Source organism: Cohnella sp. GCM10027633 (genome assembly GCF_042675445.1).
Taxonomy (GTDB): Bacteria; Bacillota; Bacilli; order Paenibacillales; family Paenibacillaceae; genus Cohnella.
In genome coordinates, this window is the sequence record NZ_JBHTGV010000014.1 from 89290 (window position 1) to 107754 (window position 18465).

The following is an 18465-nucleotide window of genomic DNA, read 5'->3' on the forward strand; positions in this document are numbered from 1 at the left end:
CGCTATCCGATCAGTCGATCGGCTTCGGCACGGAATCCGTCAGGATGGCGACTTCTCCGCTCTCCAGCCGAATGCCCCACACGGGCACGATCGTCAGCTTGTCTTCCTTCATCGTCGGTCGATACGCCGGGAACAGCGACACGATCTTCTTGCCCGTCGCCCGTACTTGTCCGAGCGCCGTTCTGAGCGCGTCGCCGCCCGGCAATTGTCTCTGAGCCTTGCTTGTCGCTTCGTCCCCGAGCACGAGAAGAGAGCGGTCGTACGACGAGACGCCGCCTTGCTGCATCGCCAGCTGCATGTAGCCGAGACTGAGCGAAGGGCCGGGCAAGATCGGCACGCCGTTATAATACTGTTGGAACCTTACCGTGCTGGCATCGTCCGATTCGATCTCCTTCGTGAGCGCATGGGTGCCGTTCCAGCCGCCATGATCGTTGATGAATTCGATCGCGGAGAGGACGTCGTCGATGTATTCGTTGTCGTTGTTCGTCGTCGGCGCGACGGTATCGGTGAAGCTCATCCAGCCGCTTCTCGGCTCGATTTTCAAGCTGCGCTTGTTATCGGTGTAGAACTCCGGACCCGAGTCGCTATCCTGGATCGTCTTCGTCGTTCCCGGGTCGAAGAATAGGTTCTCTTGGATTTGGTCCGTCGAATAGCGGCTGAAGGCGACCTGCATCGACAGCATGCGGGCGACCGGTTCGTCCGGAACGTACAGTTGGCCGTCCGTCGACGAGTACGAGTCCCAATATTGGCCGAAGCCGACATAGCCTTCGACGTCGCCTACAGTCAGATCGGCGCCGAGCGATTCGTAGATATTCGGTCCGTCCGCGCTGAAGAAGAACGTCCGCACTTCGTCGCGCCCTTTGCTGGCGAAGATCCAGATCTTATCGATCGAATCGCCGGAGAACAGGAAGTCGCCGTCGATCCGGAACACGCGCTGCAGCAGGTCGAACGGAATGCCGCGAGGGAACCTAAGCTCGACGCCTTTGTCTTCCCGGCGCACTTCGTCCCAATCGACCGAATTGACCGAGTACAGCTGAATGCCCTTGAAGATGCGGCTGCGAATCTTGGCGAGAATCTGGTCGTAGAACGGCTTGGTTCCCGGGAAGAATACCGTGTGCTTGTCCCCGCCCATATGAATGACGAGCTGTTCGGGGAAGATCAAGTTGTCGACGAGTTCTTCCTTCCCGAGCGGCTCGGCCTTTACGTAATTCAGGTCCGTATTGATCTTGGCGTCCATATAAGGCGTGCTGTAGGCTAGCAAGTAGCTCTGCACGAGACTGAGCACGACGAGCAGCGCCAGCAATAACGACTTGCCCTTCTCTATCATGTCGGCTCACTTCCTTCCGGCACGAACGGCAGCAGCACCGTCACGACGGTTCCGACGTTCGCTTCGGATTCGATCGCGATCGTGCCGCCGTGCGCCTTGACGATTTCCCGGGCAATCGACAGACCGAGGCCCGTTCCGCCCATATTGCGGGAACGCGCCTTGTCCACGCGATAGAATCGCTCGAAAATGCGCGCGAGATCCTTCTTCGGAATGCCGATCCCGGTATCCTTGATCGCGATGGCCAATTGTCCGGCCTCGTTCGTCTTCCCGGTAATCTCGATCGTGCCGCCGTCCAGCGTATACTTGATCGCGTTCGACACGAGATTGTCGAGGACCTGGTCGATGCCGTCCCGGTCGAGCCACGCCGTCTTCGTCTTGCTGTCGACTTTCACCGTAACCGTAATCGCCTTCTGGCGAAGCTGGAACGAGAACCGGTCGACGACTTCCTCCAGCATCTCCGACAAGTCCGTCTTCTGGCGGCGCAGTTGATTGCGCCGGGAATCGAACCGAGAGAGGTGCAGCAGGTCGGTCACGAGCCGGATCATCCGCTCCGTCTCGTTGCGGATGACGCCGACGAACCGGTCCGCGAGCGGCGGCTCTTCGAGCGCGCCGTCGTCGAGCGCTTCCGCGTAGCTCTTGATCGTCGTGAGCGGCGTGCGCAGTTCGTGGGAGACGTTCGCGACGAATTCCCGTCGCGATTGCTCGAGCTTCTCCATCTCCGTCACGTCCTGGAGCACGGCGATCGCGCCGGCGACGCCCTTGTCCCTCCGGCGGATCGGCGTCAGCGTGACGCGGAACACGAGCTCTTCCTCCGTCTCCGAATCCCGGTGAAGCAAGAGCGAATGCTCTTTGCCCTGCAGCGTCTCGGCGATCGGCATCTTCTCGATGCCCAGCGCGGACGACAGCGTCGTGCCTTCCTGCACTTCCGCGATCTCCAGCATGCCTCTGGCGCGCCGGTTCGTCACGATGACTTTGCCGAGCTCGTCCGTCGCCAGCACGCCGTCGCTCATGTTGGATAGAATCGAGGCGAGCTTCTCTTTCTCTTCTTCATTGATCGACAGCGCTTCGCTGAGCCGATCGGTCATGTCGTTGAAGGCGCTGCTGAGCTGGCCGATCTCGTCCTTGCCGAACACCGGCACCCGCTCTTCGAATCGCCCTTCCGCCACCGCCGTCGCTTGCCTCGTGAGCGCCTTGATCGGAGACGTGATCGTCCCCGCGAGCAAGACGCCGAGCACCGCCGTCAGCCCTAGCGCGATGAGCGTCGCCGAGACGAATATTCGGTTAATGCCTTCCATCGTCTGATAGACGTCTTTCATAGACGCGACGATATAGACGGCGCCGATGATCTTGTTCGTATTGCTAATGACCGGCTTCGCGATGACCTTGTTCCGCGTATTCTCTTCGTCGATCATCTCTTCTTCGTTATCCCGTACGCCCTGCAGCGCGCGGCTGACGAGCAGCGACGTGTTCTTGCGCCCGACGAGCGACTGCGTCTGGGTTGAAGTGGCCAGCACCTTCCCGCTGCCGTCGAGCACCTGGATCTCCGCGCCGCTGACGGTGAAGAAGTTGCCGACGAGCGCGCTCAGCTTCTCGTTCGTGCTTGTCTGTCCGCTCTCTTCCTTATCCCCGGACGACAAGCTCTGCGTATCCGACAGATACGTCGTGAGCAGCGTCGCCTGCTGGTTCAAGTTGGTCGAGAACGAATCGATCAGCGAGTTCTTCATCGTGCTGATGAAGTAGACGCCGATCAATTGGACCGCGATCAAGATGAGGAGCAGCACCATGAGGATCAGCTTGAATTGAATGCTGCGGAACATGCGGAACAGACTCATCCGTACAGCCCGCCAGTCATCTTCGGATTACGTACCAAATAACCGAGGCCGCGCCTCGTCATAATGATCTCCGGACGGCTCGGATCGTCCTCGAGCTTCTCCCGGAGCCTGCGGATCGTCACGTCGACCGTGCGCACGTCGCCGAAATATTCGAACCCCCATACCGCCTGCAGCAGATGCTCGCGCGTCATGACCTTCCCGCTGTTGCGGGCGAGGTAATGGATCAGCTCGAATTCCCGGTGCGTCAGGTCGAGCGGTAGATTGTTCTTATACACGACGTACATGTCCGTATCGATGAACAGGTTGAACAGCCGCAAGCCTTGGCGCTCGGCTTCTTGCTGCGAGGCGTCCTCGTCCGCGCGCGGCGCGTCGAGCTTGCGCTGCCGTCGCAGATGCGCCTTCACCCGCGCGAGCAGCTCGCGCGTGCCGAACGGCTTCGTCACGTAATCGTCCGCGCCCAGCTCGAGGCCGAGCACCTTATCGATCTCATTGTCTTTCGCGGTCAACATAATGATCGGCACGGTCAGACGCGTGCGCACTTCCCGGCAGACGTCCATGCCGTCCTTGATCGGCAGCATCAGATCGAGCAGGATCAGATCGGGATCCTCCTCGAACGCTAGCCGTACGGCCGCCTCTCCGTCGAAGGCGCAGATGACCTCGTAGCCTTCTTTTTCAAGATTGAATTTCAGAATATCCGCAATCGGTCGTTCGTCGTCCACGACGAGAATTTTACCTGGCATATCGGTACCGCCTCCCTCTATTCGGAAGCCCCTATCTATATTAGCTATTCTAACATAACGAGGACGCTAGCCCAACGAAGTTCTGAGAACAGGTTATTGGAAAACGAACGCGGCCGATCAACGAAGAAGACCTCCCGGCGCCGTCTTCGGCGTTCGGAAGGTCTCTGCTTGCGTTATAGATAGCTGGTCGGATTCTTGAGCTTGCCGTTCAGATGAATCTCGAAATGAAGATGAGTGCCGGTGGATCGTCCCGTGCTGCCCATGACGCCGATCTGATCGCCCTTCTCGACGATCTGGCCTTTCTTCACCTTGAGCGACTTCATATGGCCGTACACGGTTTGAAATCCGTTCTGGTGGTTAATGATTATACAGTTACCTAATTCTCCCTTATAGCCCGCGAACGTTACGACGCCCTCGTCGGCCGCCTTGATCGTGCTGCCGCCGACCATGTCGATGCCGTTGTGCATCCGTCCCCAGCGCTTGCCGAGGTAACTCGTGATCCGGTGTCCGCTGACCGGCCAGATGAACTTGCCGGAGCCTTCGCCGCGAATGACCTTCGTGCCCTTCATGATGATCGTCGGCGTCGCGGCCTTGAGTACCTTCTGCTTCACGATCTCCTCTTCGATCTGGGAGCCGTTGCGCTTCAGGATGCGATAGGTGACTTCTTGCTTGCCTTCCTTGCCTTGGCTGATCACCTTCGTCTGACCGACCTTCATGTCGTCGTTCGTCCGGTATTCGATCGGCGGATCGATCACTTCGATCTCGACGACTTCCTCGGTCGAATTGACGTTCAGGATCGGCGGCTTCTCCGTGGACAGATCCAGTTCGTCGCCGACGCGGATCATGTCCTTCTCGATCCACGGGTTATTGTTATAGATAATCTCTTCGCTGACGTCCAGCTTGTCTGCGATGCATCCGATGCAGTCGCCTTCTTGAACCGTATACTTGCGCGGCACCGGTTCGCCCTTCGTCAGTTCCTCGTACAGCTTATCCGGGTCGGCCAGCTTCGCCGTCTCGATCTCGCCGGCCTTCGTCGTTACCTTCTCGGCGAACGATACCGCGGTAACGGTACGCGTCTTCTCGCCGACCTTCGGCTCCGCCTTCTTCGCGGAAACGGCGAGCGACTGTACCTCCGCTCCCGTCTTCGCGGCCTTGACGACCGCGTACTTGTCTTTGACCTTCTGCAGCAGCGCATCGGCCGTCTGTTGGTCGCGAACGACGCCGACGGACTTGCCGTTAATCATCACCGTGACGCCTACAGGGTGGGTCGTAAGCATGCTCGAGAGACGATCTAGCGTTGCCGCATCGTCGGTTTGCTTTTTGTAAGCCTTTTCATCCGTGTAGGTGACGGTTTGCTCATCGAGCTCCGCCAGTACCGGGGTATCGGCTTTCTTCAGCTCGGCTGCTTTGTTCGAGATCAATTCGTCGACCAAGCTCGGATTGCTGATCTCTCCGACGGGTACGCCGTCGAGGAGCACGTTGTAGTAAGGTTCGGTGTGGGCTTCTACGTATTTATTCGCTCCGACAGCTACGGAAGCGACGGTAATGAGTCCTAATACGGTTACGATCATCGGTGCGCGGTACCGCTTAATGAATAAGGCGGACGATCGCGCGTCGAAGCGCCAACCGAGGTCTTTCAAGTCCAGAGATCGAATACGCCGGAAGGTTCGCTGCAGGGCAGCCTTCGCGTTCCGGATCCGATCTGTTCCCCTGAAATCGGCCATGATCTTCTCCTTTTCGCTTACATTCGGTATTCTTTTCCAGTACTTTGGTAGCAGTATGTCTCTTACTTTAGCATATGTGCGACGAGACTATCAATAAAATCACTGGATTAGAATTATGAAAAATGGAAATAGCCGCCGGTTTTTAGGCCTTTGGCGGCATTTTTTGCAAGCGCTTTATTCCTTTGCACTATATAAACTGCGACTTTATGACGCTCCTTCGAGCACTTCCATCATTTGTGCGTATTCGGATTCCGTCAGCGTGGTCTGCAGCATTTCCTTCAGCGCGCCGAGCTTCTCGGCGGTCGCTCCGCCCTCCAGCGCTTCAGATAGCAGTTGCAATTGGTCCGGGTCGAGCTTGGAGACGACCGTAGCGTAGAGCGCCTGACGCTCCGCGTCGGTCAACACCTTCTCGTCGATCTCGCCGGTGACCGGAACGGCGTCCCCTGGCGTATCCCCGCTACCCGGTTCTGCTTGCTGGGACGGCGAGGAACTCGCTCCGACGGTACCGTCGTCCTTCGGATTCGTGCTCGGAGAAGGGCTGGCCGGTTCGTCGTCCGCGGCGTTGGTCGCCGGCGGCGTCGATGCCGATGCGGAAGGCTGTCCCGCACCGTGGGCACCCTTCTCGCCTGCGTCGTCCTCGTTGTCGTTTCGTGTCGCAGTCTGGGTCTCCTCGCCCGCTTCCTTGCTCGGCGCTTTGTCCGCGCCCCACAGCGTGCCCCATACGCCCGACAAGGCGAACGGCTTCGTCTCTAGCGGCAAATCTAGCTGCTTGATTATCGTCTCCATATAGCTGTTGACGATGTAACCGGTCGTCCATATGCACAAGAAGCTGAGCAGTACCGCCGTCGCCCCGATCCGAAGTGCCCAGCTTACCCATTTGAACATGATATGCCCTCCTGCAATGCTGTTTTCATAGTTTTCAGTATGGGCAAACCTCGCGGCGTTCATTCTTCTATCGGGAAAATAGCAGGGTTAGAGGATAGCGGCGCCGGGCACTTTCGTCGGGCACAGCAAAAAGCCCCTCGGCGGTTGTCCGCCGAAGGGCCACACTCATACATGCTTACGCGCCGTAAATGTCGGCGACTTGGTTCGTCTGCTCGCGGTTGCGGCCGACGGAGAAGATCGCGATCGGAATACCGGTCAGCTCGGATACGCGGTTCACGAAGTTGCGCGTGTTCGCCGGCAAGTCTTCCAGCGTCTTCGCGTTCGAGATGTCCTCGCTCCAGCCCGGCAGCTCCTCGTACACCGCTTCGCACTCGTCCAGCAGCTTCAGGTTGGCCGGGTACGTCGTAACCAGCTCGCCATTGCGCGTATACGCCGTGCAAATCTTAACGGTCTCGAGACCGGTCAGCACGTCCAGCGAGTTGAGCGACAAGCCGGTGATGCCGCTGACGCGGCGCGCGTGGCGCACGACGACCGTGTCGAACCAGCCTACGCGGCGCGGACGCCCCGTGACCGTGCCGTACTCGTGGCCTTTGTCGCGAATCCATTGGCCGAGCTCGTTGTTCAGCTCGGTCGGGAACGGGCCGTCGCCGACGCGCGTCGTATAGGCCTTGGCTACGCCGATGACTTCGCGGATCTTCGAAGGACCGACGCCGGAACCGATACATACGCCGCCAGCCGACGGATTCGAGCTCGTTACGTACGGATACGTGCCTTGGTCGATGTCGAGCATGACGCCTTGCGCGCCTTCGAACAATACTTTCTTGCCTTCGTCGATCGCGTCGTTCAGCACGACGGACGTATCCGTTACGTACTTGCGAAGCTTCTCCGCGAGCGCGAGGTACTCGGAGATGATGCTCTCCGCGTCGAGCGCTTCTCCGCCGTACATTTGCGTGATCACTTGGTTCTTATCGGCGATAATGGCGCGGGCTTTGTCGGCGAACGCTTCGGCAACCATCAGGTCGGCGATCCGAATGCCGTTGCGCGCGGCTTTATCCATGTAGCAAGGACCGATGCCTTTGCGCGTCGTACCGATCTTGTTGTCGGCTTTGCGGTCTTCCTCAAGCGCGTCCAGCACGAGGTGATAAGGCATGATGACGTGCGCGCGGTCGCTGATCTTGAGGTTGTCCGTAGAGAAGCCGTTATCGTGAATATATTGAATTTCCTCCACCAGCGCGGCCGGATTGATAACCATCCCGTTGCCGATGACGCAAAGCTTGTTCTGATTGAATATTCCGGATGGAATCATCGTCAATTTGTACTTTTTGTTCTGAATAAGGATCGTATGACCGGCATTATTACCGCCTTGATACCGTGCGACGACATCGGCCTTCTCCGCTAGAAAATCGGTGATCTTCCCTTTGCCTTCGTCTCCCCATTGCGTACCTACGACAACGACTGTTGACAATGCAATCCCTCCACACCCGGAGTGTCATGTTCACGCCGGCATGATGATACCGCCCGAGGTCGCAAGTCGCGATCAGGCAGCCCGTAGCCGAAGACGAACAATCCGGCAATAGCGGACGCCTTCGTTCGTATCCAGCTTTATTAGTGTAGCAACTGACTGTTCGGAAGTCAACGGAATAACGAACAATTAACATGTCCTTAATATTAATGTTCGGAATTTGCTCACTCTCATCCGTCTAAAACGTTAACCGACGAACGCTTCCGGATGGGAATGGTTCAAGTTGACGAATTTATTGAATTGCTTCAGGAAGACGAGCTCGACCGTTCCTACCGGACCGTTACGCTGCTTGGCGATAATGATCTCGATAATGTTCTTCTTCTCGGATTCCTTATCGTAGTAATCGTCGCGGTACAGGAACGCGACGATATCCGCATCCTGCTCGATCGATCCCGATTCCCGAAGGTCGGACATCATCGGACGTTTGTCTTGACGTTGCTCGACGCCCCGGGACAGCTGCGACAGCGCGATAACCGGCACTTCGAGCTCGCGGGCGATCATCTTCAGCGTACGGGAAATTTCCGATACTTCCTGCTGACGGTTCTCACCGGCTTTGCCGCGCCCTTGAATGAGCTGCAGGTAGTCGATGAGGATCATCCCGAGTCCCTTCTCCTTCTTCAGGCGACGGCACTTGGCGCGGATATCCGCCACCGTGATGCCCGGCGTATCGTCGATGTAGATCTGGGCTTCGGACAACGAACCGATCGCCATCGATAGCTTCTCCCAGTCGTCGCCCTTCAACTCTCCGGTCCGCATTCTCTGCGCGTCCACGTTCGATTCCGCGCACACCATACGCTGCACGAGCTGGGCAGCCGACATCTCGAGGCTGAAGATCGCCACGGACTCGCCCGCGCGCACGGCGACGTTCTGCGCGACGTTAAGCGCGAACGCCGTCTTCCCTACGGAAGGCCGAGCCGCGAGGATGATCAGGTCGTTCCGCTGGAACCCGGCCGTCATCTTGTCCAGATCGACGAAGCCGGATGGAATTCCGGTCGTTCCGCCCTTGTGGTTGTAGAGGAACTCGACGCGTTCGAATACTTCCATAAGCACGTCGCGGATGCTGATGAAGCCGGACGAGGAACGGTTCTGGGACAGCTCCATGATACGCCGCTCGGCATCCCCGAGAAGCACGCCGACGTCGTCTTCGGTCGCGTAACCGCTCGATACGATCTGCGTCGCCGTCCGGATAAGCCGGCGGAGCATCGACTTCTCTTCGACGATCTGCGCGTAGTATTCCACGTTCGCCGCCGTAGGAACCGCGCCGGCGAGCTTGGCCAAGTAGATAACGCCGCCGACCTCGTCCAGTTGGCCGAGATCCTGCAGCCTTGCGGTCAACGTCACGAGGTCGATCGGCTCGCCGTCTTCCCCGAGCGCGACCATGACTTCGAATATCCGTTGGTGAGAGACGCTATAGAAGTCCTCCGCGCGCAGCCGCTCCATCGAGGTAATGAGCGCCTCGGCCTCGAGCAGAATCGCGCCGAGAACAGCTTGCTCCGCCTCTAAATTTTGCGGGGGCACGCGGGATTCGAACATTTGATCTCCGCTGCCGTTCATCCGTTATTCCTCCACGACTTGCACGGTTAGCGTGCCCTTGACGTCCGGATGCAGCTTCACCGGCACCTTCGTCGTGCCGAGAGTGCGGATCGTGTCTCCGAGCTCGATCTTCCGCTTGTCGATGGTGATCTTGTTCGCCGCTTCCAGGGCTTCCGCGATCTGCTTGCTCGTGATCGCGCCGAACAGGCGTCCGCCATCTCCGGCTTTCGCTTTAATAACGACCGTAAGCTCTTCCAGACGAACCGCGAGCGCCTTCGCGTCTTCCTTCTCTTTGTCCTTCTTCTTCTGCACGGATGCCGCCATCGCGTCGAGCGTCTTCTTCGCGCCGTCGGTCGCGATCTGCACGGCGCCTTGCGGGATGAGGAAGTTGCGCGCGTAGCCCTCGGATACCTCTTTGATCTCGCCCTTCTTGCCTTGGCCCTTAACGTCTTTCAGGAAAATTACCTTCATATGAATAACCCCTCTTCCGCTTCGAGTTCTTTCAATACTTTCTTCAGCATGCCCGCGACTTCCGACACCGAGCCTTGCAACTGCGAGGCCGCGTTCGTGAAGTGTCCGCCGCCGCCGAGCCGCTCCATGACGATCTGAACGTTGATCTGCCCGAGCGACCTTGCGCTGATGCCAACTTGGCCGTCCGGCCGCATGCCGACGACGAACGAAGCCTTCATGCCCGTCATGTTCAGCAGCGTGTCCGCCGCTTGCGCGATCAGCAGCTGCGGCACCGCCTTGCCGGTATCGGCGACGGCGATGGCGATGCAATCCTTGTACGTCTCGGCGTGGCGAATGATCTCCGCCTTCCGAATGTATTCTTCCAGGTCCTCCTTCAGCATCCGCTGAATGAGCACCGAATCCGCGCCGTTGCGCCTGAGGAACGAAGCCGCCTCGAACGTTCTCGAACCCGTGCGAAGCGCGAAGCTCTTCGTGTCCACCGTAATGCCCGCGAGCAGCGCCGTCGCTTCCCTGACGTCGAGCGACACGCGATCATGGATATATTGCAGCAGCTCGGTAACAAGCTCGCATGTAGACGACGCGTACGGCTCCATATAGACGAGCACCGCGTCGTCGATGAATTCCTCGCTGCGCCGGTGATGGTCGACGATGACGATCCGCTCGGTCGCCTGCAGGAGCCGAGGCTCCGCGACCATCGTCGCCCGGTGCGTATCGACGACGACCGCCAGCGTGCGCTTATTGGTTATGCCGAGGGCGTGCTCCGGCGTAATGAACCGCTTCATGAGCCGCTCGTCTTCCTTGAGCATCTCCATCATTTTCTGAATGGCCGGGTTTACGCCCTCGAGCACGATGGACGCTTCCTTGCCATACAGGCTAGCCGCCTTAAGCACCCCGATCGCGGCGCCGATCGCGTCCATGTCGGGCATCTTGTGCCCCATGATGACGATGTTGTCGCTCTCCTTGATCAGGTCGCGCAGCGCATGGGAGATGACGCGCGCCCTTACGCGCGTGCGCTTCTCGACCGCGTTGCTCTTGCCCCCGTAGAAGCTCTGCCGCTGACCGACCTTCACGACCGCTTGGTCGCCGCCGCGCCCGAGCGCGATGTCCAAGCTTCCTTGCACGATCTGCCCGAGCTCGATCACGTTGTCTACCCCGGCCGCGAAGCCGACGCTTAGCGTCATCGGCAGCTTCTGATCGACCGTAATCTCTCTCACTTCGTCGAGCAGATCGAAGCGAGATTGCTCCAACTGCTTCAACGAGCCCACGCTCGTGACGACCATATAGCGGTCGGACGACAATCGGCGCAGGAACAAGCCGTACTTGTTCGCCCACTCGTTAATCTCGCCCGTCACCTTCGACAGCATGAGCGCGCGCTGTTGTTCGTCCATTCCTTGGGCGACTTCCTCGAGATTATCCATCATGACGATGCCGAGCGCCAGCTTCTCTTCCTCGTACTTCTTCTTAAGCGTCCAACGGCTTGTAATGTCGCTAATGTACATGAAGCGCTCGTGCGGCTTGACGAGCAGCTCGTATACGCGACCCGCGATCGTCGTCTCGATCAAGGCTTCCTTGTCCTTCATCGTCTGTTGCAAGACGGGAAAATAAGCCGTCAGCGGCTCTCCGACAATAGAAGGCTTGCCGACGACCGTCGCGGTGTACGCGTTATGCCATTGAATTTCCTTATCCTCGTTGAAAACGACGATGCCGAACGGCAGGTGACCGATCACTTCGTTGCCGACGCTCTTGATCCGGTGGGAGAGCGTCAATACGTAATCGTTCAGGTCTTTGCGGAACGCCCGCTCGGCCATGACGCCGTAGGCGCCTACCGCGCCGCCGAGCACCAGGCCCAGCAATCCGAGTACCCATTCGTACCAGGTCAAAGCGACGGTCAGGATGAAAATAAGCACGAGCGCCCAGACGATATGCATGCCGTGCCATCGCTGTACGAGAAACTTGGGCATAACCACTCTCGCCCCCGAATTAATAATGCAATGAATTGCGAAGCGAATCGTCGCTTACTGCTCTTTAACGAAAAACCGGCGCAGCGAGAACGCCACGTCGAGCATCCCCACGAGGAACAACGGCTGGGGGAACAGCAGGATCGGCACGCACAGCAAGAACGGCGCGAATCTCGGCCAGCGCTTGGCGTCGGCGATGAAGAACACGAAGCCGATCGCTTGAATGACGAACAGGAATTGCAGGATCGGAATCAGATTCGCGATCGCGATCGTCCAGTAACCGCCGCTATCCTCCGTCAGCGCGAAGCTCGCGATCGTCGCGACGAGGTAATACAGCACCAAGCTGCGCGGCATCATCCAAGTCTTCGCCTGCGGCATCGCCGGCGCTTGTATCCCGACCGTGCGAAGCGCCCTACGGGATAGGCCGTGCGTGACGATCGTGAACAGGAACGCCGACATGAGCAGCAGCATCGGCATCGCGTCCACGATCGCGTCGGCGAACGCGGCCGCCGACTTGGTCGCCCAGCCCGCTTCGAACATGCCGTTCGTCTCCAGCTGCTTCATATTGTCTACGAGAATGCTCTGCAGCTCCGCGGAGAAGTCGATGTCGAACAGCCAAGAGAACAGCGCGAGCTCGACGAGCAGCTGCGCCAGAATGACGGCGATTCCGATCAACAGCACCGTTCTCGCGGCGGTGCCTTTCTTATACAGATGCCCCATCACGATCGACGGGATGAGGAAGAACAACCCTAACGTTAAGACGACCGGACCAAACGAACCGGCAAGCAAGTAAGCGGCCACGGCGATCGGTACGACATGGGCCGCGAATGCGCCTGGGCGCATCATCGTGTACAACACGACGAACGGGGTCATGATCAGGAACGACGACACCACGTTGAACGGCGACAGGATCGAGAGCAACAATAGTAAAGCCGCCGCGCTCCATGCGAGCGACTTCGCGTTTACAGTCAACGCTTTCACCTCTACGACTCATTCTGAACAATCCATTCGGCACGACTGACTCGTACCGCTGATAAACCTGCAACCTTCAGTATAACATATTGTATCGATCGCTGGCATTAACGAACCACTTCCTTGCGAATGCCGTCCGTGGCGCGATCGAATGATCGACAAGCCGAAATAAGCGACGCATGAGGGATTCCCCTGCGTCGCTTCGAACCGCATCGCGGACTACCGCTTCATCGTCAGCGCATGATTCCGATATTCTTGTGCCGTTATGCCTTCAAGCTCGCGGAACACGCGGTTGAACTGCTTCGGATTATCATAGCCGACGCGGCTGCCGATCTCGTAGATTCGATCGTCCGTCGTCTCGAGCAATTCCTTCGCGCGGGCGATGCGGATCTTCTTCAGATACCCGATGAAGCTGTCTTCGGTATGCTCCTTGAACCTCTCGCTGAAGTACGAATAGTTAAGCGATACATGATTGGACACCATGGCCATCGTGATGTCCTTATCGAAGTTAGCGTGAATATATTCGAGCGCGCGGACCATTTCCTTGGAATCGATATGAACGGACTTCAAGCTCCGCACGTAGTCGTTCAAGTCGTGCAGCAGACTCTCGACGCACCGGATGTAATCCTGCATCGTCGCGAAGTGATAGAGGCTGCCGGCTTTACGATAGACGCGAATGATGTCCACCGAGGCTTCACCGTAAGCATGGAAGACTCTATCGAACACGTGCTCGTTAAGCGAGCGGCTTATCGATTCGAAGTACCCGATGTCCGCTTCGTCCAACGCTCTCGCGTCGAACAGCTCCAATAGCAGCGCCTTCATCTCCGCATCGCGGTCGGTGCCCATCATGTTCGCGAGCTTGCGGATCGTATCCACCGGCACGGGATAATCGCGGTTTCGGGCGCTTACCTTGCCATACCGGATAATTCCCGCTTCCGGTCGTCCGAAGAGCAACCGATACTTGAGCGCATGGCGGGCTTCCTCGTAACGCTTCTTCACTTCGCCGATCGATCGCCCGGTTTCGCTCATCCCGATCGTAAGCCCGCCGTTCTTGCCGGCTTCCGCGTGCAAGTCTCTGGCCAGCTCCTCGGCTAGCTCCGTCCCTTTAACCAACAGAAGCAGCTGATTGTCCTTGTTCTCGAGCCAGAGCGCCTCGTCGGCGAGCGGACGGCAAGCGAGCACTTCTCTCAGCTTCATGGCGAGACGTTGATTGCTCGCGGTATCGACGATCGCGACCTGATAGAGCGGCTCGAACGCATGCAAGCCCGCTTCCTCGCAACGGGCCCGGACCGCCTCTTCCTCCCGATCCGCCTCCGCCCAGATCGCCTCCAACGTTCGTACGCGCATCCCTTCGCGATACCGGTCCGCGCCGGCCAGCTTCTCGACTATCTCTTGGCGCGACGTCAACTCCTGCTCCAGACGCGTCAGCGCCGCGAACAAGTCTTCGCGCACGATCGGCTTCAGCAAATATTCCCTGACCTTATGTTTCATCGCTTCCTTCGCGAATTGAAAGTCGTCATGTCCGCTAAGTATGAGCAGCGCAGGCGCGTTCGGCTTGCCCGCCAGCTCCTTGATCAGCCCGATCCCGTCCAGCTCCGGCATGCGAATATCCGTAATGACGATATCGGCCGGCTCGCGCTCGAACGTCTCCAGCGCCTGCACGCCGTCGGCCGCTTGCAGCATCCGATATTGACCGGGATACTGGCGCTCGATCATCGCCTGCAAGCCCATTCGAATGTTCCGTTCGTCGTCTACGATGAGCAGCGTCCGCATTATGAGATCAACCTCCCGCTCAGTATATTATGGGGGATACGGATCGTCACGCAAGTGTATTCGCCAAGGACGGAGGTGACAGTGAGCCCGTACGACTTGCCGTAATGCAATCCGATCCGGCCATGCACGTTCGCCAAGCCGATGCCGCCGCTCTGCTCGGCGTTGCCGCCGTCCGAGGCCGAACTACGCGTGTCTCCGCGCTCGATTCTCGCGTTCAGCTCCCGTTGCTGCGCTTCGGTCATGCCGACGCCGTCGTCCGTAACCGTGATCAACGTCGTGTCTCCGTCCAGCTCGGCGCGAATGCGAATGCGCATCTCCCGCTTCCGCAAGCCGTGCTTGATCGCGTTCTCCACGATCGGCTGCAGCGTCATTTTCAATATCTCGTGATTCTGCATATGGTCATCCACTTCGATCTCGAGCCGGATGCGATCCTCGAAGCGGATATTCGCGATGCTGACGTAGTTGCCGATATGCGTAAGCTCATCCTTCAGTTGCACGTGCTCGTTCGTCCAGCGCATATTGTAGCGCATCATGCCCCCGAGCGCCGTCAGCGCATCGGATACCGCGACTTGGCCGTCGATCTCCGCCATCATCTTAATGTTCTCCAGCGTGTTGAACATGAAGTGGGAGTCGATCTGACTCCTTAGCGCCGCAAGCTCCGCTTCCTTGGCTGACGCCTTCTTATTGACCGCATCGGCGATCAGCTCGTTGATCTTCCGGAGCATCTTGCTGAAGTGGTACGCCAGCTCGCCGACCTCTCCGCCTCCGCCCCGAATGTTCAGATCGAAGCGGAAGTCGCCTTGGCGAACCTTCTTCATCGTGGCGGTCAGCTGGTGCAGCTTCTTCAGGATGAAGGAGTTCAAGAAGTTCGTCAGCAACGTCAGAATCGCGAGCAGGATGACGTTGGCGATCAAGATGAAGTTGCGCGTGCGGTTAATGTCTTCATAGACGTAGTCCAGCGACACGATCTTGAGCATATGGGCGTTCAGCTCGCGGATCGGCGAGTAGACGCCGAGATAGGCATGGCCGTTCTTGTTGAACGTGTAGCTGCCCGGGACGGAAGCGTCCGCTACGCTAAGCTTGAACTGTTCGGCGATCGCGGCCTCCTCGAACCCGGCCTGCATCCAGAACCGGTTAGACGGATTCCGGTACAGATTGCCCTCCTGGTCAATGACGAGCATCTGCGACTGGTCTTCCTGCAAGGCGTTATACGTATTGGGGAAGAACGAAGTGAGCCGCATGTCGATCTGCACGATGCCGACGTGCACGCCGTCCGGATACTGCATCTCCTGATACAGCGAGATTCGCGGGTTCGTATCCTCCAGCTCGCTCGAGCCGCGTTGGAACAGCTCCTTCGTCATCGTGCTGAACGCCCAGACGTTCCGTCCCTTGCCCGCGTTCATGATCGTGTCGTAGAGCGGCGAGCTCTTGATACGATTCTCCCTGACGAAGATCGGTCCGATCTCGAACGTATGAGGGCTATTCATATAGATGATGATATCCTCGATATCCGGGTTGTTATATTGCTGCTGCAGGATGGCTTCCAGCTCGTTGTCCCGAATCTTAAGCAGCTCTTCCACGGACTGCTCGTAAGGTTTCGACAGATACTCGTTAACTTGCGGATCGGCGGATGAGATCTGGGCCGCGCGCGTCATCGTCTCGATATTGTTCCGGATATGAATCTGCTCGATCTGAAGCGACAATTCCGTGTTCTTCTTCAACTCGTCGATCGTATCGCCGGTCAGGCCGCGGAAAATATAAATGGAGATGACGATGCTCGGTACGAGGAGCACGAGAATATAGGCAATGACAAGCCGCTTCTGCAGCGTTAACCGCTCGATCCAGAAGCGAGCTCTATCCCATCGCGCGGACCACAGTCGCCGCATCGTCATCACGTCCGTTTCGTTAGTCTGGCTTGGCCTTATCTTGCGAGTATTGTATCATGGGCCGCATGCGATTGAACTGGAAAACGCCGTAAAAAACCCAGGGTTTCTGGGCTTTTTACGGCTTGCGCGATCTCTTACTCCAAGAACGCGGCGAGCTTCTTCACGTTCTCTTCATACTTGCCTTGACGGTACGCTTGCAGCTCCGCGTAACCGTTCTTGTCGCGATAAGCGACGAAATCGTTGAACACCTTGTCGAAGTCGGCCTCGGAATCGGAGAGCATCAGCTTCGGAAGAATCTTGCCCCACTCGTTGCCGATCTTCGTGGCGTTGATGCCTTCTTCCGAAGTTGCCGGCGGTTGAATCAGGTCGAATTGCGAGTAACTCTGCGTCTTGCCCTTCGTCCAATCCTCAAGCTGCTTCGCAGGCTCTACGGAAGCTGGTGCCCACTGCAGGTTCATGTTCGTATCCATGAGCTGCCAGAATGTGTAGGAAGAGCCGTATTGCTTGTCGAATGCGGAGCGATCCGTCTGCATCATCTTCAGAGCTTCAGGCAGGAATTGATCCTTGCCGTCGATCGTATCGTACGATACGCCCTTCTCGCCGAGGTACAGGTCTTTCTGACCTTCTTCGGAGATCAGGTAGCTCAGGAACTTGATCGCGCGCTCTTTGTCCTTCACGTTCTTGGAGATGAGCGTTACTGTCCAACCGGAGATTGCCGGTCCAGGAAGAGTCGGTGCATCCATGTTCGCGTTCGCCGGTCCATCGACTGCGATGTAGACGGAGTTCGGATCGTTCGCGAACAGGACGTTCTGTTGCGCCGCGAAGTCGGTACGTTGGTACAGCATCGCGAAGTAACGGCCTTGCGCGATCTTCTCTTCCATCTGCGCGCGCTTGTCGACGAATACGTCCTTGGAGATCAGACCGTTTTGGTTCGCTTGACGGAATACCTTCAGCCATTTGACCATCTCAGGGTCCGTTATAAAGTCATGCAGCTTACCGTCCTTCTCGCGCGGAATGGCAAGGAAGCTAGCGAGCATCGAGCCATTATTGCTATCGATTAGCGAAGAGTTGCCGATGTCGCCGAACTCATGGAAGCCGATTGGGATAAGCGGCTGGCCGTTCACTTCAGGGAACTTCTCCTTCGCGAGCTTCAGCGCGTTCAGGAAGCCTTCCGGCGTGCGCATGTCGGGGCTGCCGATTGCTTCGTACATATCTTTGCGTACGACGAATGTATGGTTGGAGATGAACTCCGTACCGTACGTCTTGAAGTCGATCGGCGAAGCAGATGCGTTCGGATAACCGTACGTTTTGCCGTCCGGCTGTTGGTACCAGCTCAGCTTCGCGCCGTCGGCAACCTTGAAGAAGTACGGATCGTATTGGTTCGCGAGATCATCGAGAGATTCTACGAGGCCGCCTTCGATCATCTTCTTCACGCCTTCTTCATACCAGCCGAGCGTGATGAAGTCCGGCAGTTGATTCGATGCGATCATCGCATTAAGTTTCTCGTTCTCATTGCCTGCCGGGACGATGAGGTTCAGGTTAACGCCTGTCTTCTTCGTTACGTATTGGGAGGTCGGGTCGACGCCCCACTTGTTCGGGAACCAAGCGAAGTTCAAGTACCAGTCGAACGTGATTGGCGACGTGTCGGATTTCCAGCCTGGTTCATCCGTGCTTGCCGCTGCGGACGATGCCGGCGCTGCCGCCGACTCGGAAGGCTTCTGCGAGGCCGGTGCGGATTCGCTTGCCTGGTCATTGTTGTTGCCGCCGGAGCATGCAACGAGAGACGTCGTGAGAACTGCGGTTAGTGCGAGCAATAACGCTTTTTTGCGCATGTTCATACCC

At 57.9% G+C, this 18465-nt stretch carries 13 protein-coding genes; all 13 read right to left on the reverse strand.

All coding sequences use genetic code 11. From position 1 onward, the window contains the following. Positions 1–10: 10 nt before the first annotated feature. The 13 genes from ACFQZG_RS23360 to ACFQZG_RS23420 all read right to left on the reverse strand — a co-directional run bounded on the left by ACFQZG_RS23360 (position 11) and on the right by ACFQZG_RS23420 (position 18455). Complete coding sequence (locus ACFQZG_RS23360; RefSeq protein ID WP_378156956.1) at positions 11–1327, reverse strand: YycH family regulatory protein; 1317 nt, start codon at positions 1325–1327, stop codon at positions 11–13. Next, entirely contained in the window at positions 1324–3159 is a 1836-nt protein-coding gene (gene walK, locus ACFQZG_RS23365) for a cell wall metabolism sensor histidine kinase WalK (RefSeq protein ID WP_378156958.1), read from the reverse strand. The genes ACFQZG_RS23360 and walK overlap by 4 nt, the downstream gene beginning before the upstream one ends. After that, the gene (gene yycF / locus ACFQZG_RS23370; RefSeq protein ID WP_378156960.1) at positions 3156–3899 is read right to left on the reverse strand and encodes a response regulator YycF; all 744 of its coding nucleotides are present in this window, start codon (positions 3897–3899) and stop codon (positions 3156–3158) included. Before yycF ends, walK begins: the two co-directional genes overlap by 4 nt. 173 nt (positions 3900–4072) lie before the next feature. Further along, positions 4073–5623 carry a peptidoglycan DD-metalloendopeptidase family protein gene (locus ACFQZG_RS23375; RefSeq protein ID WP_378156962.1) on the reverse strand — a complete coding sequence of 517 codons (1551 nt, stop codon included), beginning with the start codon at positions 5621–5623 and terminating at the stop codon, positions 4073–4075. A 204-nt stretch (positions 5624–5827) separates the two neighbouring features. Next, entirely contained in the window at positions 5828–6508 is a 681-nt protein-coding gene (locus tag ACFQZG_RS23380) for a hypothetical protein (protein ID WP_378156964.1), read from the reverse strand. 175 nt (positions 6509–6683) lie between these two features. Next, positions 6684–7973: an adenylosuccinate synthase gene (locus tag ACFQZG_RS23385; protein ID WP_378156965.1), complete on the reverse strand. Its 1290-nt coding sequence runs from the start codon at positions 7971–7973 to the stop codon at positions 6684–6686. 243 nt (positions 7974–8216) lie between these two features. Beyond that, entirely contained in the window at positions 8217–9584 is a 1368-nt protein-coding gene (gene dnaB, locus ACFQZG_RS23390) for a replicative DNA helicase (protein ID WP_378156967.1), read from the reverse strand. 3 nt (positions 9585–9587) lie between these two features. Next, positions 9588–10034, reverse strand: a complete 447-nt coding sequence (rplI, locus tag ACFQZG_RS23395) for a 50S ribosomal protein L9 (RefSeq protein WP_378156969.1) — start codon at positions 10032–10034, stop codon at positions 9588–9590. Further along, complete coding sequence (locus tag ACFQZG_RS23400) at positions 10031–11995, reverse strand: DHH family phosphoesterase (RefSeq protein ID WP_378156971.1); 1965 nt, start codon at positions 11993–11995, stop codon at positions 10031–10033. The genes rplI and ACFQZG_RS23400 overlap by 4 nt, the downstream gene beginning before the upstream one ends. Before the next feature lie 54 nt (positions 11996–12049). Further along, entirely contained in the window at positions 12050–12964 is a 915-nt protein-coding gene (locus tag ACFQZG_RS23405) for a DUF2232 domain-containing protein (RefSeq protein WP_378156972.1), read from the reverse strand. Between the two features lie 219 nt (positions 12965–13183). Next, positions 13184–14737 carry a response regulator gene (locus ACFQZG_RS23410; RefSeq protein ID WP_378156974.1) on the reverse strand — a complete coding sequence of 518 codons (1554 nt, stop codon included), beginning with the start codon at positions 14735–14737 and terminating at the stop codon, positions 13184–13186. Continuing rightward, positions 14737–16623 carry a sensor histidine kinase gene (locus tag ACFQZG_RS23415; RefSeq protein WP_378156976.1) on the reverse strand — a complete coding sequence of 629 codons (1887 nt, stop codon included), beginning with the start codon at positions 16621–16623 and terminating at the stop codon, positions 14737–14739. Before ACFQZG_RS23415 ends, ACFQZG_RS23410 begins: the two co-directional genes overlap by 1 nt. Before the next feature lie 134 nt (positions 16624–16757). Further along, positions 16758–18455 carry a type 2 periplasmic-binding domain-containing protein gene (locus ACFQZG_RS23420; protein WP_378156978.1) on the reverse strand — a complete coding sequence of 566 codons (1698 nt, stop codon included), beginning with the start codon at positions 18453–18455 and terminating at the stop codon, positions 16758–16760. Positions 18456–18465: the final 10 nt, after the last annotated feature.